Source organism: Streptomyces sp. NPDC055955 (assembly GCF_042270245.1).
Taxonomy (GTDB): Bacteria; Actinomycetota; Actinomycetes; order Streptomycetales; family Streptomycetaceae; genus Streptomyces.
In genome coordinates, this window is record NZ_JBHJYS010000004.1 from 419,470 (window position 1) to 440,098 (window position 20,629).

Below are 20,629 nucleotides of genomic sequence, written 5' to 3' on the forward strand. Positions count from 1 at the left end.
GCGACTGCACGGGTGGTGGTCTTCGACAGTGCGGATCCCGACTTCTTCTTCCCCCATGTAGACCTGACCAAAGTGCCCGAATACACCGCCGAAGCCGCGAAAGCCGGAGGCCCGGGCGACGCCTCCCTCGGGATGCTTTTCCGCAGACTCAGTGAGATCCCGGCCGTCACCGTCGCCAAAGTGCGCGGCCGGGCACGGGGAGCGGGCAGTGAGTTCCTCCTCGCCTGCGACATGCGCTTCGCCTCCCGGGAGAACGCTGTCCTGTGCCAGCCCGAAGTCGGCATCGGTACCCCGCCCGGCGCGGGAGCGATCCAGCACCTGACCCGTCTGCTGGGCCGGGGCCGGGCACTCGAAGCCTTGCTGACGTCGGCCGATTTCGATGCCGAACTCGCCGAACGCTACGGATGGATCAACCGCGCGGTGCCCGACGCCGAGCTGGACGAGTTCGTGGCCCGCATCGCCGCCCGCATGGGGACCTTTCCGCGGGATGCACTGATCGCCACCAAATCAGCCGTCAACGCCCTCAGCCTGGCGACGCCGGCCGATGTACGCGCGGATGCCGCCCTGTTCCAGCAACTTGTTCGCAGCGAGGCGACACAGCAACGCACGACCGAACTCTTCAAACATGGCTTCCAGACCCGTGGCCGTACCGAACTCGACCTCGCGGACGCGCTGGGCGACTTGAAGGCCGTCGACTGATACAGACGACGCAACCACGCGTCCGACCCATGGCCTGCTTGTACCCCGATGCGGGGCTACGGCGTTGATCCGCCACTCGAACGACGCCGCCATGGCGGCACGCCACGGGACCGAACCCCGTCTGCTCACCCAGACCCGGCTCTGGGGCCCCGCCGACGGGCCGCCCTCACTCCTAGGGCCACCCGTTGATTTCCCCGTCGCAGGCGGGACTTGGTGAGGTGTGACCTACCTACGGGCCTGCTTGATCTTGATCTGCCCGGACCGTGGATGCCCGACCACCGTCAGCACCGGATCCGACGGGTCCACGGGCCCGTTCGCCTTGTTCGCGATGCGCGCCGTGTTCGTGCTGGCCGGATCGATGCGCACCGCCCACCCCGCCGGTACCACGACCTGTACGGACCCCATCCCGCACGATGCCTCCAGCGTCACCTCACGGTGCAGGCAGGTCGCCTTGGTGAAGTCGATCAGGATGTTGAGCATCCTGCTCTCGGCCACGATCCGCGGCGGCACCACCCACGGCCCGGCCTGCTTGATCGCCGACATGTGCGTCTTCAGCACCAACGTGTCGGCCCCCGGCCGCCCACCCGCCGGCAGATCCGCGACCAGCGCCTCCAACTCCGCGTACGTCTTCGACGCGTAAGCCCGCTCCAGCCGCTCCTCCAGCTCGGCGAGATCGATCCGGCCCTCACCCGCGGCCACACGCAACCGCTCCGACACCGCCTCCCGGTCACTGTCCGCCGCCCTGGCCCGCGCCCCGACCTCGGACGACGAAGGTTCCTTCCCATGCCACTGAGTCATCCGCTGAATCTACCGGCGCCTTGAGAACCCGGGCGACCCGAGTCCGCGCTCTCCATCCTGTCGGGACCATCGGCGTGTGCACCGTCAGGCGGGTTCCGTGCGGCGGGTGTCGTGCGTCTTGTGCGTCTTTCCAGTCGGTGGGCCGGTCCTGCATGAGTGTCAGACCTGTCTGCCAGGCTCCGGGTATGGAGATGACGCTGCAACTGACGATCGACTGCACCGATGTACACAGGCTGGTGGTGTTCTGGAGCGAAGCTCTGGGATACGTACCCGAACCTCCACCGGGCGGTCATGCCACCTGGCGGGAGTACTGGACAGCCACGGGGGTGCCCGAGGAGGAGCTGCCTGCAGGCGCGGGCGACACTCCGGAGTCGATCGTCGATCCCGCAGGACGAGGGCCGCGGGTGTGGTTCCAGCAAGTACCAGAACCCAAAGCCGGAAAGAACCGGCTGCACCTCGATCTGAAGGTCGGCGGCGGGCGCGACGTCCCGTTGGCGATCCGCACGCAGCGGGTCACCACCACGGTGGAGAGACTGATCGAAGCCGGTGCCGGCGTCGTTCGGACCACGGATGAGCCGGACACGGGGCACTACGCCGTCGTCCTGCAGGACCCGGAAGGAAACGAGTTCTGCGTTGTCTAGGAGCCGTTCGGCCGCGTCCCCGGCGAGGGCGGAGCCGCTGCGCGCGGCTCGTGACGGCCGTGGCGGGGCCCGTGATCTGTTGATGGCCGGAGGAACATCGTGAGAGCTGAGCTGCTCAACTCGTTGCACAGAGAGGCATTTTGTGGCTTTCCGGGCGGCCGACACGGTCGGCACATCTGCGCCAGGCTGGCGAGAGTCTCTGCAAGGGGCACACCGCGATGCCCGGCATCGTCCGGCTTCACCACCTCGCGCACACGGGGTAACCGCCGCCCCCAGACGGGACCACCTTCGAGGTAGGCCCGAGGGAGACGGCTACTCACCATGCCGTCTCGGAGGATGCTCAGTCGAGACAGAACTCGTTGCCCTCGATGTCCTGCATGACGATGCACGACTCGTTGACGCCGTCGGCATACAGAGTTTGCACGTGTACGGCGCCGAGCGGGATCAGGCGTGCGCACTCGGCCTCAAGTGCGGCGAGGCGCTCCGCCCCCACGAGCCCGGTGCCGGCCCGTACGTCGAGGTGCACCCGGTTCTTGACGACCTTGCCCTCGGGAACTCGCTGAAAGAACAGTCGCGGGCCGACACCTGAGGGATCACTGCAGGAGAACCATGAACCCTGATCCTCAGGCGGCAGTGAGCGATTGAACTCATCCCAAGTAGTGAACCCCTCCGGTGGTGACGGTGCGACGTACCCCAACACCTCGCACCAAAAACGAGCGACGCGCTCTGGTTCTGCGCAGTCGAAGGTGACTTGGAACTGCCTGATCGATGACATCGGCGCACCATAGCAGGGAGACTCTGCTGCTCATCTCCCGGTAGGTATCGGTATGTTGACGGAGATGGTCCTTCAGACCGCGGCGATAAACCGATCGCGGCTCCGGGCCGGACGCGTCATGATCGGCACTCGTGACTACGCCGATGCAACTCCTCGTCCGGGCCGCCGCCCGCAACAACGCCGAGTGGTGCGCAGCGATGGGGCGATCGCACGGCTCGGCCGGTGAGTTCGGACCCCAGGCGTGGGCCTCTTCGGCTCGCACGCCGCTCTACTACCCCGACGCGGTGACGCTGGTGCCGAGCGTCTACCGGGCCGCGCTGGTGGCCCGGATCGATACCGCGAAACCGGGCGCCTCCGTCAAAGACAGTTTCGCCGACCTCGACTTGACGGAGGCCGGCTTCGAGGTGCTGTTCGAGGCGCAGTGGATACACCGCCCAGCGAGTGCGCCCGCCCCTACCCCCGAGCTTGACTGGTACGTGGTGAGTTCCCCGGACGCGCTGCGTACGTGGGCCCTCGCCTGGGACGGCGGAGAAGGCAACGCGGACCTCTTCCGGCCCGAACTGCTCGACGACCCGGCTGTCTTCGTGCTCGCCGGGCAATCCGCCAGCGGTCGAGTGGTCGCCGGGGCGGTGGCCAGTCGCAGCGGCCACGTCGTCGGAATCTCCAATGTCTTCGCGCTGGACGGCGGCTCTGCCAGGGCCTGGCCGGTCGTACTGGGCGCGGTGCATCAGCTGTTCCCGACCCTCCCCGTAGTCGGCTACGAGCAGGGCGACGACCTGGTGGCCGCCATCCGTCATGGCTTCGAGCCTGTGGGTCCGCTGCGGATCTGGTTGCGCGCCGCCTAGACGTACCGGCTACGGCACCGCCGTCCGTGATCTTCCTTCGCCACTTCATGGGGGCCTCGCCGTCCCCATGAGGACGTGTGACCGGGCCGGTGGGGAAGTGGCCGGCTGGCGCCATGGATTCCGACGTGAGCACCTCCACCGAGGCCGCAGGGCTCGCAGCCATGATGCCGTCGCGTAACTGCGTGCTGTCGTGGCACATGTCACCGAGCGCCTCTTGTTTCCCGCCCATCACGCGGATCTGTCTGAGGAGGGCGGAGCTGCCTGCGCGCAGACGGCGAGGGGATGCACACGGCTGCCCACCATCCGGGCTTGACTCTGACGCCGCTGGAGACTTGACGATCGCACCGTAAGCGAGACGCGGATTCTTGTCGGAGGTGCAAGGCATGCGAGGCAAAGGCATCCACTACGACACGGGCACCTTTCCCAATGGCGATACCTCTCGCCCTGTCTTCGACGCCGATGTCGTCGCGCGGGACGTGCGGGTCATCGCCGAGGACCTGCACTGCACCGCGATCCGCATCACGGGCGGCGACCCGGACCGGATCGAGGTCACCGCTCGGCACGCGGCGGCTGTCGGGCTGGAGGTCTGGTTCTCACCGTTTCCCTGTGAGATGACTGACGAACAGATGCTTCCGTACTTCGCCGACTGTGCGGAGCGGGCCGAACGACTGCGTCGCGACGGCGCTGACGTCGTTCTGGTCACCGGCTGCGAACTGAGCCTGTTCGCGCGCGGGTACCTGCCCGGCGACATCTTCAACGACCGCATCCCGATCCTGGCCGGCCCTGACCGCGAGGCCGCACTCCGGCCCATCCCCGCCAAGGTCAACGCCTTCCTCGGTGACGTGGTCCGCACCGTCCGCCCCCTCTTCGGCGGCCTGGTCAGTTACGCCTCGTGCCCCTTGGACGGCGTGGACTGGAGCCCTTTCGACATCGTCGGTCTGGATGCATTCCGGGGCCTGCGCAACGCCGCCACCTACCGCGACGACCTGCGCAAGGAGTTCGCCCACGACAAGCCGGTCGCCGTCATGGAGGTCGGTTGCTGCACGTTCCGCGGGGCGGGCGACTACGGCGGTGCGGGCTGGTACGTGGCGATGGAGCCGGACGGTGTCACCCCGAAGCCGGACCTGGTGCGCGACGAGAGCGAGCAGGTCCGCTATCTCGACGACCTCATGCCTGTCTTCGAAGAGGAAGGTGTCGACTCCGTCTTCTGGTTCAGCTTTGCCGGCTACGGCACCCCCCACCGTCTGTCCCGACCGGACCCCGACCTCGCTTCCTACGGCATCGTCAAGATCCTCGACGAGACCAGCGACTACCCCTCGGACGCGCGTACCTACCCGGACACGCCCTGGGAACCCAAGGAGGCGTTCCACGCTCTCGCCCACCACTACCAGGCCCTCAGGAATCGAGAAGGATCCGGCCGGCAGTAAATAGCGGCCACCGGGTGCAGGGACGCCGAAGAGATGCCGCCGGCGTGATCGCCGTCGCCCCTGGAGGGCTCGTGAGCGATTACGTGTTCGCCGTTCGTGGCAATCTGCCCCCGCTGGACAGGGTAGGAAGGCACGGAGAGACCGTCATCTGACGGACGCACCAGGTCGAGGGCATGGAGCTGGACCGACGCCCCATCCGGCCGGGGCGGAGCAGCAAGGACGCCGGCCCACCGACGAGCGGCGGGGCAGGGCGGGGCGGAACCGGCCCCGGGATTCTGGCGGAGATGGCCGAAGCAGACGGGATCGGCGCTGACGCGCAGACGGGATCGGCGCTGACGCGCAGACGGGTACGGTCTTCCGTTCGGGTCACGTGGCGTCGACCACTCCAAGATCCTGGAAGCTCGTGCCGGTCACGTTCCCGGAACCGCGCCACATGGAACCCCGGGAACCACGGCTCAATGACAGGGATGGCGCCACGGTGCAGCACGTTCGCCGCTACGCGTTGCCTAAGGGATCCAGTCCGAAGGCGAACTGGCAGATGATCATGATCAGGTGTCAAGCGGCTGTGGCGGACCTCTGGCCGCCCGGCCTGCGAACGAACCCCCCGTCCTTCCGCGCCGGAAGGACGGGGGATTGCGGTGGGGCGTTCGCACGTCGCGATCGCTGACCAGGAAGGTGCGGTCCACGTCGACCCATGTCCACCCAGCGGGGCGGCCGGAACGGCGCCGCGGGTGATCGGCGATCCGCGTCCATGCGGTCCAGGTGTCATGCGGCCCATGCGCCGTGTCAGGGACCGGTGGCGCCAGGCGGTTCCGTGCCTGCCCCGGCGCGCGTCATCCCCTCCGCGGCGTCCTCGGTCTCCCAGCGCAGCAGGTCGCCGGGCTGGCACTTGAGGACCTCGCAGAGCGCGGCGAGTGTCGCGAAGCGCACTGCTTTGGCGCGACCGTTCTTGAGTACCGCCAGGTTGGCGGGCGTGATGCCTACGCGGTCCGCGAGCTCGCCCACGGACATCTTCCGCTTGGCCAGCATCACGTCGATGTCGACGGCGATCGGCATCAGATGACCTCGTCCAACTCGGCCTGCATCTGCGCAGCTTCGACGTCGCGCGCGACAGCCTGTGCGAGCAGCATCCGCAGCACGAGCACGATGAGCGCGACCCCAAGGATGGCCAGGCCGATCCCGCCCATGATGACGGTGACGCCCGGGTCGTCCCGCTGCCCCGGCGCGTTGACGGCCGTGACCGCGAACCACACGAGGGCAGCCGCCACGATCGCTCCGATCACGCCGTCCACGTATCGGAAGGCGGCATGGGAGAACACGGTTCCGCGCTGCACCATCGCCACCAGTCGCCACACGCAGACCAGGGCGACCTGGACCGACACCATGCCCAGGATCGTGATCACGCGCAGTGCGGTCAGCGGCAGCGATCCGTCCTCCGGGTCACTTCCGGTGACCAATACCCACAGCATCCCTGCCTGTATGAACACGGTGCCGGCCAGCACCACCACGAGCACGGCGCGCAGCGCACGCACGGTCAGCTTTCCCACGACCCATCCTTCCATCGAGTTGCAATGGAAATCTATCGAATTTCGATAGGTGGGGCAAGGGCTGGAGTGAAGGGTGGGCGCCGGCCCGACGCCGTCGTGTGGCGGTTGCCGTCATTGCGGTGACGATCTTGGGACATTCCCGGAGGGCGCGAGGGGGCATGGGTCACAGCGACCATGGTTCCGTGGGGGAGCACCCGCGGGGCCATCGAGCTAGGCAAGGATTGCTCATGCGTACCAACCACAAGACCGCTGTCACCCTCGCCGCCGTGCTACTTGCTGTGGCGACTCCCGCGGTTGCGCAGGCTTCCCCCGCGGCCGAAAGCGGCACCGCTCCTTCCGCGTGCCGTCCGGCCAACCACGCCGCGAAGATCACCGAGGCTCCCGCCAGCGCGGGGCACCACCACTACCGCGTCACCCTGAGGGCACCGCACGGGTACGACCCCTGCGAACTGGCCGGTTCGCCCAGCGACGTGCGGTTCTCCGACCACGGCTCGCGGACCCGGATCACCCCCGGCCATTACGGTGACCAGCGCGCCGTGGTGACCTTCGGTCCCGGCCACCCGGTGCACTTCGACATCCAGGTCCCCAATGACGCCCGCCAGGTCCTCGCGGACGAGGCGTCCTTCACGCTCCAGGCCCCGGACGGGCAGATCCCCGGTACGTCCTTCGCCGAGGGCGGGCTGAAGGTCGCCACCGGCACCCTGATCGGACCGGTGCAGCCAGGGGCCTGACCGCCCCCGAGCACACCCCGAGCGGCACAGCGACGGCAGGGGACCTGGCTGCGGCACATCGGCCTCGTCTCCATCCGGCTCTCTCCGCGGGCGAACTGCGTTGCAGGCGCGTGGAACGGTCGTCGTGACCGTTCCACGCACGCTCCGTATTTGTCGCGGCACGGACTCCATGGCTTGACCCGCGATGTCGGAGTTCAGTAACAAGCGCTTGCGGATGGTCCGCTGCACGGTTGATCAGTCGCGGAGCCCGTTCGCTGACTTGTGTGGAACCTAGGGAGCGCTGTCGCGGTAGAACGCGGCGCAGCGGCTGGGGCACCCGGCGGCGGTCCGCGGCGTCGCGATCTCGTAGGCCGCACGGCCTCGTGCGGGCCCCGGCGCCGCCTGTGCGTGTGCAGAAGTGGGCCGGCGCTCTGATGGTCGAGGGTGGTGACGGCATCGCTGGGTTCGATACCCGCGCCACCACGCCCCAGGACGACGCCACCGTCCGCGGTCTTGGGCGTTGCCGCGTCAGGGCGGGTGCGAGTGTGCACATGGGGAGTCACACCCGGCGACGCGCATGTGTCCCGTCGAGATATGTCGACCTCGACCTCGACCTCGACTTCGACTCCGCCTGAGTGTGTGGCCGGGCGACGCAGCATGGTCGGAGCCTTCGCGGCACCGGCCGTGTTCGAAGCAAGGAACGGCGGATCTGTCGGGGCCGTCGCGCCTACTGCGCGTCCGACTTCATGAGGGCGTACGTCACTGAACGCTGCTGCCTGTGCCGCCGGATACGGCCCTTGGCGACGAGAGCCTCCAGGGTGTTGCGGACCACCTGCGAGGTCGGTGTCCGGTCCGGGTGCTTCTCCAGCAGCTCGTCGCGGAGTTCCTTCGCCGGACGGGGCTTGTCGGACGCTGCGAGCAACTCCGTCAGGAGGTCTCCGAGCAGGGGTCGGCGCTGCTTGCCCTGGGTCTCTGCCTTGCCGGAGCTCTTGGCCGACCGCGTCGCGGCAGGGCGACGGGCCTTACCCGCAGGGGCGGTCGCGGGTTTGCCGGAGGAGCGCCCGCGCGTGAACGTGGCCTCGTCCTGGGCCCGTTCGGGCACCGGAGGTGCCTCCGTGAGGTCGTGGAGCCGCTCCGTGAGGCTCAGGATGTCGGTCAGGAGCGCTTCCTCCTGCTTCAACATTTTGAGCTTCTCGGACAGTTCTCGTTGCCGGCGACGGTTCTCCTTCAGGTCCGATGCGGCTTGCTGGACGTACCGCAACCGGAGCGTCTCGGCTGATTGGTCGGGCACAACCAGTTCACTCTCCCTTGGGTTGAAATGGGTGACACACATGCTACTCAGGGCAGTGACGACTGCCGAAGCCTGCGAGAGGCTGCCTGCCCTGCTGGTCTGGGCGTATGACCCCTCGTCTGAACACATTCGTGTGCGGCGAGACATGCCGACGTCGGCTCAGCGGCCATGTGTCCCCTTTGGTGCGACGCGTTGCGAAGGGTGCGCGCCGCTTCGGCGCGAGCGTGCGGGTCGCCAGAGGGGAGAGGGGAGAGGGGAGAGGGGAGAGGGGAGAGGAGAACTGGCTTGAGCATTGCGCATTCGTCAGTCACCGGTCAATATGGTGACGTGAACCATGCATTCCCCTGTGGGACGCTCCCACTCGACTTCGTCGGCACTCTGCGTGCGCGCCGCAATGCCGCACCGGCAGAGAAGCTTGCCACGCCCGGCCTGCTCGACGACTGGTTCGTCGAGTCCAAGATGCTCGATGCGCCGCCGGGGGCGGACGAGGTCGACCTGGAGACCGCGATCGACCTGCGGGAGGTGATCTACTCGCTGGTGGCCGCGCGCCTCGCGGCCGAGTCCCTGCCCGCCGCCGATGTTGCCGAGCTGAACCGGCACGCCGCGGGCCTGCCGGTGAAGGCGCAGCTCGGGCCGGACGGGGTGATGCACACGGGGTCCGTCTCCCAGGGCCTGGCGGCCCTCGCTCGGGAAGCGGTCGAGATTCTCGGCGGCGACGAAGGCGCGCTGTTGCGCGAGTGCGCCCGCCCCGAGTGCACCCAGGTCTACCTCGACCGTTCGCGCGGCCACCGGCGTGAGTGGTGCGCCATGCGGACCTGCGGCAACCGGGTCAAGGCCGCCGCCTACCGGGCGCGCCAGAGCGGCGCCACGGTCTGACGGCGACTGGCGGCCGGACTCACGTGGAGCCGGCCGCAGCGTCGCGGCGCCTCAGGCGGCTCGCTCGCGCAGTCGGTGCGGGTGCGCCGGGTAGACGCCGAGGACGCGGACCTCGGAGGAGAAGAAGCGCAGCTCCTGCAAGGCGAGCGCGACACCGGCCTCGTCGGGGTGTCCCTCCACTTCGACGTAGAAGCAACTGGGGTTGAGACCGGCGCCCATCTGATAGCTCTCGATCTTGGTCAGGTTCACCGCGTTGCTGGCGAAGCCGCCGAGGGCCTTGTAGAGGGCGCTGGGGATGTTCCGTACGGCGAAGAACAGGCTCGTCATCGTCGGCTCGCCGGTGACCGGGGCGATGGCCGCGTCGCGGGAGAGGATGACGAAGCGCGTGGTGTTGTCCGGGTCGTCCTCGACGCCCGCCTGCAGTACTTCCAGACCGTGGTGTCGTGCCGCGGCGGGTGGGGCGAGCGCCGCGTGCCGGACATCGCCCAGCTCCGCCACCTCGCGGGCCGCGCCCGCCGTGTCGTCGGTGACGAGTGTCCGCCAGCCACCCGTGCGCAGCACCTTCCGGCACTGGCCGAGGGCGTGCACATGACTGCGGACGCACTCGAGCTGGTCGAGCGAGGCTCCGGGGACGCCCACGAGGTCGAAGTGGATGGCGAGGAAGTACTCGCCGACGACGAAGAGGCCCGATTCCGGCAGCAGATGGTGCACGTCGGCGACGCGTCCGGCGGCCGAGTTGTCGACGGGGATCACCGCCACGTCGGCGGTGCCGAGCGTCACCGCGTCCAGAGCCTGCTCGAAGCTCGTGCAGGGAAGCTCGGCGCATCCGGGGAACAGGTTCTGGGCACTGGTCGCCGAGTTGGATGCGTATTCGCCCTGGTATGCGACTCTCGTCACGGGATGTCACCTTCGGTGGGAGAGCTGGCGCCGTCGGTCAGCAGGAGATCCACCGTAGACCGAACGTGCGGAAGCGCTGCGATGCTGTCCACGAGGAGAGACTCGAGCGGGCGGCCGTCCGAGTTCGTCGAGGGGAACAGGGCAGCGGGCTCGCGCCGCCGAGCGTGCGGCGGCCGTCGCGACGCGGTGCACCAGAGCGGCGGCCCTCTGCGTTCGCTTCTGTAAGGGGACACGAGCGACGAGGGGATCGGCTGGCTCGGCCCGGCCCCGAGGCACAGGTCCCCGGTGAACCCGAGCCGCTCGTGACACAGCAGCGCCGCCGGTTCGGTCGCCGTGGCGTGCGGCGGCAGGCAGGCCGGCCTGCATCGGAGTGCGAGAACGCGGTGTCCGCGCCTGGCGACGCGCGTTCGCTCGTCAACTGCCGCGCCGCGCCCAGCGCGATGCCGGTGAGCGGTCCGTACGGCGGAGGCGTGCGCACCGTGCAGCCGCCTTCCGCCGGAGCGCGCGAGGTGCATGCGGCGCGCAGAAAGAAGTTGTCCCGTGTGTGGGCGCTGTCCCGCCGCGGTCGTGGGGTGCCGCGAGCGCGGGGCATGTAGAGGTCGGGCAGGTAAGCGGCGGATCTCGGTGGTCCCGTCTTTGAGGCTTCGACAACGCCGCCCGTCGGGGAGGGGATACGGAACCGTCCGCGCCCGCCAGGTCGCACAGCAGCCGGGCACGTTTTTTTGGCACACATCGTGGTCGAGCAGCCATGAAGCCTCGTCGGGCACGGTGTTGGCGAACGCGGCGCGGAGACGTCGGTGCTGAGCGTCTCCACGCCGATCCCGCCTGTCAGCAGCCCCGGCATGAGAAGAAGGGGCAGGTCAGGACCGTTGCCCACGCCGTCCCGACCCGTCCCTCACGCATGGACGACGCTACGGGTCAGTGGTGCGGGCGGACACAGCGGAAGCTGCTCGCGTCCGCGAGATCGCCGCTTCCCTTGTACTGCGGAACCAGCGGGTAGAGGCACAGGTCGCGGGTGACCGTCTTGCCCGAGGGGTCCTTCACGGAGGCGCTCAGCGTCTGCGGGGCCTTGCCCTGCTCGACCCACTTGGTCAGCGCGCCGAGCGCGTCGGCCGGCGCGGGACCCGTGTTGCCGGGACCGGCGCAGTGGTTGACACCCGGAGCCAGGAACAGCCGGTAGAAGTCGTCGACTCGCTGCGCGCCGCCCAGCTTCTTCTCGACCCGCTCCCGGTACTCCACCGTGCCCTGGGTGGGGATCAGCTGGTCGGCCTGGCCGTGCCACGTCAAGAGCTTGCCACCGGACTCGCGGAAGCCGGACAGGTCCGGATCGTCCGATCCGATGACGTCGTCGAACTCGGCCTGGGACTGCCGGAACAGTTTTTGGAACTCGCTGTAGCCGGCGGTGGAGACGTCGTAGGCGGGCTGCTTCTCGACGAACGTCGACACCCACTCGGCGGGCACCGGGAACGGCGCGCCCACGGACGTGCCGTCGTCACCGGTCTTGGAATCGGCCAGAGCCGTGAGGTCGGCGCCGACCGCGGGGCCGTACCAGAGTTTCTCGCCCGAGGTGGTGCGCGGACCGTCCCAGATCTTGCGGACCACGGTGGCGTCCGCGGCCGTGAAGGTGATCTGTCGGCCGTCGCACTCGAGCGTCGTGCCGATCAGGCGGCGCGGGTCGTAGTCGCATGTGGCCGGGTCACCGATGACGCCGTCCGCGGCGCCGTCCAGCGTGTCGCACGCCTTGACGGCGGACTGGGTAGCCAGGGTGAGTTCACACTTGGTGGGGTACGTGTGCTCCTCGTTCATCACCACCTGCGGCCAGACCGTGGCGACCTCGAACTCGTCCCAGTTGACGCCGGGCGCGTCGGCGAGGATGCCGTCGTAGTCGCCCGGATGGTTCTGAGCCTCGACGTAGCCCTGACGGCCGCCCGTGGAGCAGCCGTTGAAGTACGCGTACGAAGCGGGTCGGCCGTAGACACCGTTGACGACCTGCTTGGCGACGACCGCGGCCTCGTGCTCGGATCGCGAGGCGAAGTTCTCCAGGGAGGCCTTGTTGATCTGGCCATCGCTGTTCAGGGCCCAGTCGACGTCGAGGTAGCTGCTGACACCGGCGTCGGTGGTCGCGACGGCGTAGCCGGTCTTGACCGCGCCGGCCAGCGCAGAGCCGTAGTCGCCGGCCGCGAAGGCACTGCCACCGACCGCCTGGAACCGGCCGTTCCACCCGCTTTCGGGCAACCACACCTGGACCTTGGCGTGATCCCCGACCCCCGGGTGGCTGACCGTGGCGGTCACCTCGCAGTGGGCAGGCACGTCCTGGATCGTGTCCCCGGGCAGCGGTGAGACGGGAGGAACCTCGACGGTCCCTGTCGGTCGGCTCACCGCAGTCAGGGACTCGATCTTGGTGCCGGCCGGCGCCTTGAGAGGGATGGAGGTGGACGTGCATCGGAAGGCGGTGGCGGCGGAATTCTCGGATTCCGCCGCGGCGGACGGCAGATACACCGCTGCGGTCACCAGCGGCACGGCGGCCGCGAAGACGGTCAGAAGTCGTCTCATTGCATTCCTTATCGATTGCATGTCTGCCGACAGGCGGCGACACGTGTGTGCGGACAACCGGTGTGCGTACCTACATGTGAGGGCGGGGAGGAAGCATCCGTCACATGACGGTCGCTTCAGAGGGGGAGCGGAGGCGATGTGTCGCGGGGCAGCGCTGCTTCCGCGATCCTGCCCGCGTAGAGCTTCTGGCTCGGTTGAAATTCCCCGCAGGGCGCGCTGACGGTGCGCGGCCAAGCGCTTGCGCGCCGCGCGCAGCCACGGCAGGTCGTAGGGAGCGAGGCGGTCGGGTGGGGCCGCGATCCGGTTACGCCCGTGACGCCGACCATGAGGCGGCGCCCAGGGGTTTCTCCCAACTGCGTTGGAGGTGGGGCGTGGTGGCGAGTTCGGCTGCCCCTGGCGCGGGGGTGGCGAGCATTGGCGGCCGGGCCAGGGGCGGGCGGCCCTCGCTGTCGTCGTGCCGGCCTGCCCCTGTCATACCTGTCCCCGCCCTCGCTCGCACAGCCGTCACTTGTCTGGGTGGTTATAGCCTGACATGGTGCCAGTAACCTGTCAATGCGGTGACGGCAATGTGAAGGGGCGGTCGTGACATGTTTCTGGATGGGTTGACGACGTGGGCGAAGGCGCCCTGGCGGTGTCGCGGGCCATCGATCGAGGGTGCGCAGGTGACGACGGTGCCGGCGGCGCAAGGTCGGCGGCGGGCACGGTGTTCTGTGCCGAGGCCAGGACCACCCTCGGTGTCATGCCGGGGCCGACACCAGCGACGCGGAAGTAGAGCGCCGAGGGAGTAGAGGGTCGTGGCGCCGCGGCCCGCTGGCGGGCATGGTGCGGGCGGCGATGACGGGGGCGACCGCGCCGACGGCAGGTTGATGAGGCACGCCCACCGCCGCGGGCTACTCCCGTGAAGTGGTCGCTGAGCCACGGGCCTGCGATGCCGATGACGCCGTAGACGGAGCCGAACATCCCCCGATAGCACCTGCATTCGGTCGGTGTGGCGATGTCGCAGGCTGGAGCGAACGTCAGCACGCCCATGCCACTTCTGCCTCTGTCTCTGCCTCTGCTCCCGGCCTCGACGTGCAGGGTGCGGGCGGTCTGGAACTGAGGCAGTCAGTGGCGACGCCGTACGTGACGGAGGCGATGCGGAAGGTGCCGGTGAAGGCGAGGTGGGGCGCCTCGCTCGGACATGTCGCTGAGATTGCCCCGCAGCGGGGCAGGCGTCACAGGGTGACGGTCTGGTATTCGGTGTAGGTGCCGAGGCCGACGGCCCCGTACTCGCGGCCGATGCCGCTGTTCTTGAAGCCGCCGAAGGGGCCGTCGAAGCCGATGGGCGCGCCGTTCACGGTGACGGTGCCGGTGCGCATACGCCGGGCGAAGGCGAGGGCGTGGCCTTCGTCGGCGGACCACACGGCGCCGGAGAGGCCGTACTCGGAGTCGTTGGCGATTCGCGCGGCCTCGTCCTCGTCGTCGTACGCGATGACGACAAGGACCGGGCCGAAGATCTCTTCCTGTGCGATGCGCATGGAGTTGGTGACGTCGGCGAAGACGGTCGGGGTGACGTAGTTGCCGCCCTCCAGCCCCTCGGGGATCTGCGGGCCGCCGGTGACGAGGCGGGCGCCTTCCTTGATGCCGATTTCGATGTAGTCGCGTACGCGCTGCTGCTGGTCGGGGCGGATCATGGGGCCGATGAAGGTGTCGGGGTCGTCGGGGGCGCCGACCTTCAGCGACTCGACCAGGTCCTTGAGGCCGGCGACGACCTCCTCGTACTTCTCGCGCGGAGCGAGGATGCGGGTCTGTGCGATGCACGACTCGCCGTTGTTGAGCAGCGAGCCGAACTTCAGTCCCTGTACCGCCTTGTTCACGTCCGCGTCCGGCAGGATGACCGCCGCCGACTTGCCGCCCAGTTCCAGACTGACGCGCTTCAACTGCTCGCCCGCGATGGCGGCGATCCGGCGACCGGCGCGGGTCGAGCCGGTGAAGGCGATCTTGTCGACATCCGGGTGCGACACCAGGTACTCACTGGTCTCCCGGTCGGCGGGCAGGATGCTGAGCACGCCTTCGGGCAGGCCCAGTCGGTCAACGAGTTCGGCCAGGAAACCCATGCTCAGCGAGTTCTCCGGAGAGACCTTCAACACCACCGAGTTGCCCGCCAGCAGAGCGGGAATGATCTTTGAAGTGGCGGACGAGAACGGGGAGTTCCAGGGGATCACCGCGGCCACCACTCCCACGGCCTCGCGGCGCACCACGCTGCGCACCGGTGACGCCGGGTCGGAGGGGGCCAGTGTCTCCTCCCAGCCGAACTCCTCCGCCGCCTTGAGGTAGGCGTTCGCCTGCCGCGTCAGTCCGGGCTGGCCGGCAAGGGTGAACCAGCGGGCCGAGCCGTTCTCGGCGGAGATCAGGGAGGCGATCCTTTCCGCGTTCGCCTCGCGCAATGCGTTGAACCGGCGCAGCACCGCCACACGCTCCAGTGGCGCTGTCGTGCGCCAGGTCCCCTTCTCGAACGCGGCACGGGCCGCGGCTACGGCGCGGTCGACGTCGGCGGGCTGAGCCTGGACGGCGCGGCCGATGACGGACCGGTCGTGCGGGGAGCGGATGTCGAGCAGTTCGGGGTTGCTCGGCACGGTCCAGGAGCCGGCGACGTAGAGGCGTTCGTAGACGTTCATGGGCGCGCTCCTCAGGGAGAAATTCTGAATCATTCGTCTTATCTGTCACTTCACTGTAGCACTTAGATGACTTAGTTGCTCATGCGTGCGGCTGTAAGCTGTCTCGCCTCGTGTTCGGTGCGGGTGTGACCTGAATGCGCGCTCCATGCCTCACACGAAGGCGCTGCTCCCCAGGCTGTAGCCGAACATGACTGCGGACTCGGACATGGACCAGACCTGCGCCGACGCGGGCCATGCGCTGAAGCCGTACTGCGGCGGGAGTTCGGCGTCGGTCGGGTGGGTCTTCTCCGCTGAGTCGTCGATGCTCTTGGTGGGGGACATGCTGTACCTGCCTGTTCGGGGTTCCGGGGGTGATGGCTGCAAGCATGGATGCGTCGAGTGCAACCTGTTTGAACGGTTACTAGAGGGATAGGTGTGTGTGACCCTGGCGTCGCGGCCGAGGTGCGCGGGCCGGAGGTGGGGAGGGGGTCGGGATCCCCTGCTGCTGGGGATCTGCTCGACTCCCTCTGTCGCGTGGCCCTGACTTCCTCGCCGCACCGTGGCGGCTACGCGGTGGCCTTGAGTGGGCCGGAGAAGGATTTGCGAAGGGATGGCGGGCCGACGAGGGGGAGCAGGCAGGCGAGAATCTTGCCCTTCAGTGCGCGAGGTGTGCGCGTGAGTTCTACGTGGATGCGCGTGCCGTCGCCCTCGGGCGTCAGCTCGAAGACCCAGCCGCCGCCGGCCCCGAAGAGCTTCGAGTCCAAAGTGGTGATGGTGACCTTGGAGTCGTCCCACTCGTAGTGCGCCCGTTCCCATGCGGCGCTGGTCCCCTCGGTCACTTCGGCCCAGGACGGGCCGATTTCGTGGACGGTGAAGTGGTCGGCGTCGATGCTGGGCCAGGCCTCGACGCGGGAGGGGCTGAAGTCGGTCAGCACCGCCAGTGCCTCCTCGGGGCGAAGGGACGATTTGAGGTGGAAGCGGGCGATGGTCATGGGATCCCTTTGCGTCAGAACTGCTGTCGATGTAGCCGTCACCGGCGAACATGACGTAACCGGCTTGACTGGTTATTACTCTCTTGCGTTCTGCGTAACCTGTCAAGATGGTTATGGGTGGTGAGGGTCGTGGCCCATCCGGCACGCGTTGCAGATCCGCATCGCTTGAACCCCGACAAGAAGGCGAAGTCGCGCCTGCGGCGTGGGCTGTGGACCTCGCGAATGGCCTCGAAGGAGAGGCGTTTGGGTGCTCGGCACGCTCGAACAGCACCTCGCGGCGCGCCTTCTTGTGGCCGGCACGGGTGACGGAGAGCTGACCCCCTCCCCGGCGGCCGACCTGGACCCCCTCGATCCGGTGCCGCGGGAAAACTGTGGGTGCGCGGCTTTCTCCGGCCGTCAACTGACCGACCCCATAAGCACGTCACGTGAACCGCGTCGAACTCGATCTCAGTGACGTCGCGGGCCTGGTTGCCGGGCTGGGGTCAGGCCGCGAAGCTTCATATCCGCCGGCGAGATCCACAGGCTCCGGCGACCCGATGCCGTACGACGGCCGAAGCGTCTGCTGGGTAGTGCGGTGAGAGCGTCGCGCAAGCACTGTTGGCGCTGACAGGCCCGATTCGAGTCCGGGTGCGCGCACGTCGAGCCCCGGCGGTTGGGCGGCGCGTTCGACCGGTGGCGGGTGCGCGCGAGATGAATGCGGTGCTGTCGCGGGGTGAGTCGTTCGTCTTGTCGGGGTGCGCGCTGGGCGGTCCTCCGGAGGCGCAGAGGCTGCGGGCGGAACTTGGGCGCGTGGTGGGTGAGTTCGTGCCCCGGCCGTGAGCCGTGAGCCGTGAGCCGTGAGCCGTGAGCCGTGAGCCGTGAGCCGTGAGCCGTGGGGCGGAGGGTGGTGAACTTCCTGTCACCGGGCGGGGCGACCGATCTCGAGGGCATCCGGTCCGTCCATGGCCGCGAGTGGTCTGCCGGGCTCGCCGCGGTCGCCGAGGTGAGGATGTGGTACGGCCCGGCCGACCTCGGCCGCTTCTCCCTCACCACCAGGCCGGTCGGATCAGGCCGGCCCGAGCCCCTTCACCAGGGTGTCGACGACGAGATCGGCCGCCTGCCCGTCACTCAGATCGGGCATCTGCCGAACCACGAGGTGGGTCAGCTGCGGGAGTAGTGCGCTGGCCCATCCTTCGGGCAGCTCTGCACGGATCGCCCCTTCGTCGACGGCGCGCTGCAGGAAGATGTCGACTTCCCGGACCGAGGCGTTCCGCCGCTCGCGGACCGCGTCGTCGGTCAGCATGCGGGTCAGGTCCACGGGCCACTTGCGGTTCACCGCGATGATGCCCTCCACATACCGATGCAGGGCCACGGCGACCGGAGCCTCTTTCAGGCGCGCGTCGGAGATAGCCTGCTCGACGGCTTCCAGTCGGGATTCGTAGATCGTCGCGAGAAGCTCCTCGCGGGACGCGAACCGTCGGTAGACGGTCCGCCGGTCCACACCGGCCTCTGCCGCGATGCTCGAGATGCTGGCGGTGGGATCCGCGGCGAGCATGCGGGCTCCGGTGGTCAGCACGGCTTCCAGGTTGCGCGCGGCGTCGGCCCTCATGAGGGAGAGCCTACAGCGCTGTGCATATTAGGACGGTATGGGTCTCCGTGATGCGCAAATAGGTGCCGTAAATGCCACACGTACGTGGCATCGCCGGATGGCGCTGCGACATAAAGACCGTGCGGAGATGTCCTCCCTTGTCGACGAGGCCAAGGGCGTCGGAGGCGTGGTCGATGGCCCCGTCGACGGATTCCCCTGCGTATGGCGGGTCGATCGGACGTGGTCGATGCCGGTGCGCCCGTGGGCAAGTCTGATGGTGTCGGCGATTTTGGTCACGGCGGTGCCGGCGTCGATGGTCACGCGGAACACGGTGTCGACCTCCTCCCGGGCGCGGCCGGCCTCATGGGCAGCCGGTCGAGCAGTGAGCGCTAGGCGTTGAGGCCATCGATGCCGACGTAGCTGGGGGGCGACGCGTAGTCCGTTCCACCTGAGCCCACCGCCCGAGCGGGCGCTCGCCAGGGTGGCTCGGCACGGTGACGGATGGCCGCCAATGGGTGGCTCTCTGGCCGGCTTCAGCGACGAACGAGTGGTGGAGGGCATGTACGGCGAGATCATGTTCCCGCCGGGCTACAGGGCCACCCGCCTCCTGGGCCACAGGCCCACCCGCCCCCTGTGCTGCGAGGCCCCGAGACTGGGCGCTCGGCAGATGGGTCCCACAGGACTTCGGTCATGGGAGCGGGCCTTCGTGAGTGGGTTAGCCCGCGGCAGCCGGGCCGGGGCCGTCCGCGCGCGGGCCGGCCTCGGGCTCTCTGTCAGAAGTGGTCCACGTCCACGACGGCTTGCGCGAACGCTGTCGGTGCCTCCTGTGGCAGGTTGTGTCCGACGGCCAGCGTGCGGTGCTCGTACTTCCCGGTGAACATGCTGCGGTATCCCGTTCCGTCGCCGGGCGCGGTGAACGGGTCGTACTGGGCGTCGATGGTGATGGTGGGCACCGCGATGGTGGGCGCCTGAGCCAGCCTGTCCTCATAGCTGTCGTAGCGCCGCTCGCCCTCGGCCAAGCCGAGACGCCAGCGGTAGTTGTGGATCACGATCGCGGCGTAATCCGGGTTCTCGAAGGCGGCTTCGGTGCGCTCGAAGGTGGCGTCGTCGAAGTTCCAGGTCGGTGAGACGGTCTGCCACACCAGCTTGGTCAGGTCATGGCGGAGGTCCTGCCGCTCCATGGCCTTCTTGCCGCGCTCGGTGGCGAAGTAGTACTGGTACCACCAGGTGTGTTCGGCGGCCGGCGCGATCGGTTCCAGCTGCGCCTTGCGGTTGGTGATGAGGTAACCGCTCACCGACACCAGGGCCTTGACTCGCTCGGGCCACAGGGCCGCGAGGATGTCGCCGGTCCGCGAGCCCCAGTCGAAGCCGGCGACCACGGCCTTGTCGATCTTCAGGGCGTCCATCAGCGCGACGATGTCCAGGGCGATCACCGACTGCTGCGCGTTGCGGAACGTGCGGGAGGAACGGAAGCGCGTCGTGCCGTGTCCCCGGAGGTACGGGACGATCACGCGGTAGCCCTGGTCGGCCAGCAGCGGAGCGGCGTCGACGTAGCTGTGGATGTCGTAGGGCCAGCCGTGCAGGCAGATGACGGCAGGCCCGTGGGCGGGTCCGAGCTCGGCGTACCCGACGTTCAGCAACCCCGCCTTGATCTGCTTCAGCGAGGGGAAGGAGGTGTGCGTGCCCGGGGTTACGGACGGGATCACGGGCAGCTTGCCGCCTTGGTTCGGGGTGCTGGTGGAGGCGTGGGAAACCCCCTGCAGACCGGCCAGGGAGATCGCGGCCGCTCCGGTGCCCAGGCCCATCGCCTTGCTGAAGGTACGCCTGTTGATCATGAGAAACCTTCCGTGTGTTCCGTGAGACATGCATCCGTGCCGTGCGTGCCGTTCGCGACGGCCAACGTGTGAGTGACTCTGACAGGTCTCGCGTCACCGGTCAAGCAGGTGACGCGACGGCTTCGGGAAGGGGGTTTTCCATGTCCGACGTCAAGCGTGCGAGCCGGGGGGCGGATTCATTCCGGCGTCGGGGCGGCGGTGACGGCCTGCATCGCGCGCCTGCATCGGGGCCGGGGTGATCGCACCTAGGCGCCGCTGATGCCACCGCCAATGTCGATGCCGACCGGCAGGTGGCAGGCGGCAGGTAAGCCCTCCATCGTGCTGGAGCACAGCGTCTTCGGCCGACGCCTCCGGCTGGAACGGTGTATCGCCCGCTCCACACCGACGGCTATTCCGGCGTTGCTACAGCGTGCCCCCCCGTGACCCGCACGCCGACGCCGACGCTCGGCGCGGCATACTCGACCGCGCCAAAGGCGCCGCGATCCTCGTCCGTCACCGCTACGGCGGCTTGGTGATCAGCGAGGCCGCGGGACCAATACC

Annotated in this window: 18 protein-coding genes; 6 read left to right on the forward strand and 12 right to left on the reverse strand. The window is 68.5% G+C overall.

Features of this window, described 5'->3' with window-relative positions; translation table 11 throughout:
- The first annotated feature begins 12 nt into the window (after positions 1–12).
- Complete coding sequence (locus tag ACFC96_RS10480) at positions 13–699, forward strand: enoyl-CoA hydratase/isomerase family protein (RefSeq protein ID WP_376611426.1); 687 nt, start codon at positions 13–15, stop codon at positions 697–699.
- Positions 700–924: 225 nt separating this feature from the next.
- On the opposite strand, the gene ACFC96_RS10485 is transcribed toward ACFC96_RS10480, so the two are convergent.
- On the reverse strand, positions 925–1,497 hold the full coding sequence (locus tag ACFC96_RS10485) for a DUF1707 domain-containing protein (protein WP_376261266.1): 573 nt from the start codon (positions 1,495–1,497) through the stop codon (positions 925–927).
- A gap of 185 nt (positions 1,498–1,682) precedes the next feature.
- On the opposite strand from ACFC96_RS10485, the gene ACFC96_RS10490 reads away from it, so the two are divergent.
- Entirely contained in the window at positions 1,683–2,138 is a 456-nt protein-coding gene (locus ACFC96_RS10490) for a VOC family protein (protein WP_376261264.1), read from the forward strand.
- A 340-nt stretch (positions 2,139–2,478) separates the two neighbouring features.
- Here the strand turns inward: ACFC96_RS10490 and ACFC96_RS10495 are convergent, their stop codons facing one another.
- On the reverse strand, positions 2,479–2,913 hold the full coding sequence (locus ACFC96_RS10495; RefSeq protein WP_340458185.1) for a VOC family protein: 435 nt from the start codon (positions 2,911–2,913) through the stop codon (positions 2,479–2,481).
- A gap of 143 nt (positions 2,914–3,056) precedes the next feature.
- Between ACFC96_RS10495 and ACFC96_RS10500 the strand changes: the two genes are divergently transcribed.
- Both ACFC96_RS10500 and ACFC96_RS10505 read left to right on the forward strand, forming a co-directional pair.
- Positions 3,057–3,758: a hypothetical protein gene (locus ACFC96_RS10500; protein ID WP_376611569.1), complete on the forward strand. Its 702-nt coding sequence runs from the start codon at positions 3,057–3,059 to the stop codon at positions 3,756–3,758.
- A gap of 383 nt (positions 3,759–4,141) precedes the next feature.
- Positions 4,142–5,185, forward strand: coding sequence for a hypothetical protein (locus ACFC96_RS10505; protein ID WP_376611428.1), 1,044 nt, complete (start codon positions 4,142–4,144; stop codon positions 5,183–5,185).
- A gap of 786 nt (positions 5,186–5,971) precedes the next feature.
- Here the strand turns inward: ACFC96_RS10505 and ACFC96_RS10510 are convergent.
- Complete coding sequence (locus tag ACFC96_RS10510) at positions 5,972–6,241, reverse strand: helix-turn-helix transcriptional regulator (protein ID WP_340458188.1); 270 nt, start codon at positions 6,239–6,241, stop codon at positions 5,972–5,974.
- A complete protein-coding gene (locus ACFC96_RS10515) occupies positions 6,241–6,732 on the reverse strand; it encodes a DUF2975 domain-containing protein (RefSeq protein ID WP_376228271.1) in 492 nt (163 codons plus the stop codon). The genes ACFC96_RS10510 and ACFC96_RS10515 overlap by 1 nt, the downstream gene beginning before the upstream one ends.
- Positions 6,733–6,959: 227 nt before the next feature.
- Here ACFC96_RS10515 and ACFC96_RS10520 point away from each other — a divergent pair, with 227 nt between their 5' ends.
- Positions 6,960–7,463 carry a hypothetical protein gene (locus ACFC96_RS10520; protein ID WP_376611430.1) on the forward strand — a complete coding sequence of 168 codons (504 nt, stop codon included), beginning with the start codon at positions 6,960–6,962 and terminating at the stop codon, positions 7,461–7,463.
- A 706-nt stretch (positions 7,464–8,169) separates the two neighbouring features.
- On the opposite strand, the gene ACFC96_RS10525 is transcribed toward ACFC96_RS10520, so the two are convergent.
- Complete coding sequence (locus ACFC96_RS10525; RefSeq protein WP_376261256.1) at positions 8,170–8,733, reverse strand: hypothetical protein; 564 nt, start codon at positions 8,731–8,733, stop codon at positions 8,170–8,172.
- Between the two features lie 327 nt (positions 8,734–9,060).
- On the opposite strand from ACFC96_RS10525, the gene ACFC96_RS10530 reads away from it, so the two are divergent.
- Positions 9,061–9,609 carry an ABATE domain-containing protein gene (locus ACFC96_RS10530; RefSeq protein ID WP_340458793.1) on the forward strand — a complete coding sequence of 183 codons (549 nt, stop codon included), beginning with the start codon at positions 9,061–9,063 and terminating at the stop codon, positions 9,607–9,609.
- Positions 9,610–9,660: 51 nt separating this feature from the next.
- Here ACFC96_RS10530 and ACFC96_RS10535 read toward each other — a convergent pair whose 3' ends face one another.
- From ACFC96_RS10535 to ACFC96_RS10565, 7 genes are all read right to left on the reverse strand, one after another.
- On the reverse strand, positions 9,661–10,506 hold the full coding sequence (locus ACFC96_RS10535) for a prephenate dehydratase (RefSeq protein WP_376611432.1): 846 nt from the start codon (positions 10,504–10,506) through the stop codon (positions 9,661–9,663).
- 918 nt (positions 10,507–11,424) lie between these two features.
- Positions 11,425–13,059: a DUF6351 family protein gene (locus tag ACFC96_RS10540; protein ID WP_376611434.1), complete on the reverse strand. Its 1,635-nt coding sequence runs from the start codon at positions 13,057–13,059 to the stop codon at positions 11,425–11,427.
- A gap of 1,214 nt (positions 13,060–14,273) precedes the next feature.
- The gene (locus ACFC96_RS10545; protein ID WP_376611436.1) at positions 14,274–15,716 is read right to left on the reverse strand and encodes an aldehyde dehydrogenase; all 1,443 of its coding nucleotides are present in this window, start codon (positions 15,714–15,716) and stop codon (positions 14,274–14,276) included.
- 150 nt (positions 15,717–15,866) lie between these two features.
- Positions 15,867–16,037: a hypothetical protein gene (locus ACFC96_RS10550; protein ID WP_376261249.1), complete on the reverse strand. Its 171-nt coding sequence runs from the start codon at positions 16,035–16,037 to the stop codon at positions 15,867–15,869.
- A gap of 224 nt (positions 16,038–16,261) precedes the next feature.
- The gene (locus ACFC96_RS10555; protein WP_376261248.1) at positions 16,262–16,687 is read right to left on the reverse strand and encodes a hypothetical protein; all 426 of its coding nucleotides are present in this window, start codon (positions 16,685–16,687) and stop codon (positions 16,262–16,264) included.
- 1,045 nt (positions 16,688–17,732) lie between these two features.
- On the reverse strand, positions 17,733–18,275 hold the full coding sequence (locus ACFC96_RS10560; RefSeq protein ID WP_376611438.1) for a TetR/AcrR family transcriptional regulator: 543 nt from the start codon (positions 18,273–18,275) through the stop codon (positions 17,733–17,735).
- A 752-nt stretch (positions 18,276–19,027) separates the two neighbouring features.
- Positions 19,028–20,089, reverse strand: a complete 1,062-nt coding sequence (locus ACFC96_RS10565; protein WP_376611440.1) for an alpha/beta fold hydrolase — start codon at positions 20,087–20,089, stop codon at positions 19,028–19,030.
- Between the last annotated feature and the right edge of the window lie 540 nt (positions 20,090–20,629).

Coding starts and splice junctions, on each gene's coding strand:
- ACFC96_RS10555 (WP_376261248.1), bottom strand. CDS start 16,687: ATGACCATCGCCCGCTTCCACCTCAAATCGTCCCTTCGCCCCGAGGAG.
- ACFC96_RS10560 (WP_376611438.1), bottom strand. CDS start 18,275: ATGAGGGCCGACGCCGCGCGCAACCTGGAAGCCGTGCTGACCACCGGA.
- ACFC96_RS10510 (WP_340458188.1), bottom strand. CDS start 6,241: ATGCCGATCGCCGTCGACATCGACGTGATGCTGGCCAAGCGGAAGATG.
- ACFC96_RS10520 (WP_376611430.1), top strand. CDS start 6,960: ATGCGTACCAACCACAAGACCGCTGTCACCCTCGCCGCCGTGCTACTT.
- ACFC96_RS10500 (WP_376611569.1), top strand. CDS start 3,057: ATGCAACTCCTCGTCCGGGCCGCCGCCCGCAACAACGCCGAGTGGTGC.
- ACFC96_RS10540 (WP_376611434.1), bottom strand. CDS start 13,059: ATGAGACGACTTCTGACCGTCTTCGCGGCCGCCGTGCCGCTGGTGACC.
- ACFC96_RS10545 (WP_376611436.1), bottom strand. CDS start 15,716: ATGAACGTCTACGAACGCCTCTACGTCGCCGGCTCCTGGACCGTGCCG.
- ACFC96_RS10495 (WP_340458185.1), bottom strand. CDS start 2,913: ATGTCATCGATCAGGCAGTTCCAAGTCACCTTCGACTGCGCAGAACCA.
- ACFC96_RS10490 (WP_376261264.1), top strand. CDS start 1,683: ATGGAGATGACGCTGCAACTGACGATCGACTGCACCGATGTACACAGG.
- ACFC96_RS10565 (WP_376611440.1), bottom strand. CDS start 20,089: ATGATCAACAGGCGTACCTTCAGCAAGGCGATGGGCCTGGGCACCGGA.
- ACFC96_RS10485 (WP_376261266.1), bottom strand. CDS start 1,497: ATGACTCAGTGGCATGGGAAGGAACCTTCGTCGTCCGAGGTCGGGGCG.
- ACFC96_RS10550 (WP_376261249.1), bottom strand. CDS start 16,037: ATGTCCCCCACCAAGAGCATCGACGACTCAGCGGAGAAGACCCACCCG.
- ACFC96_RS10505 (WP_376611428.1), top strand. CDS start 4,142: ATGCGAGGCAAAGGCATCCACTACGACACGGGCACCTTTCCCAATGGC.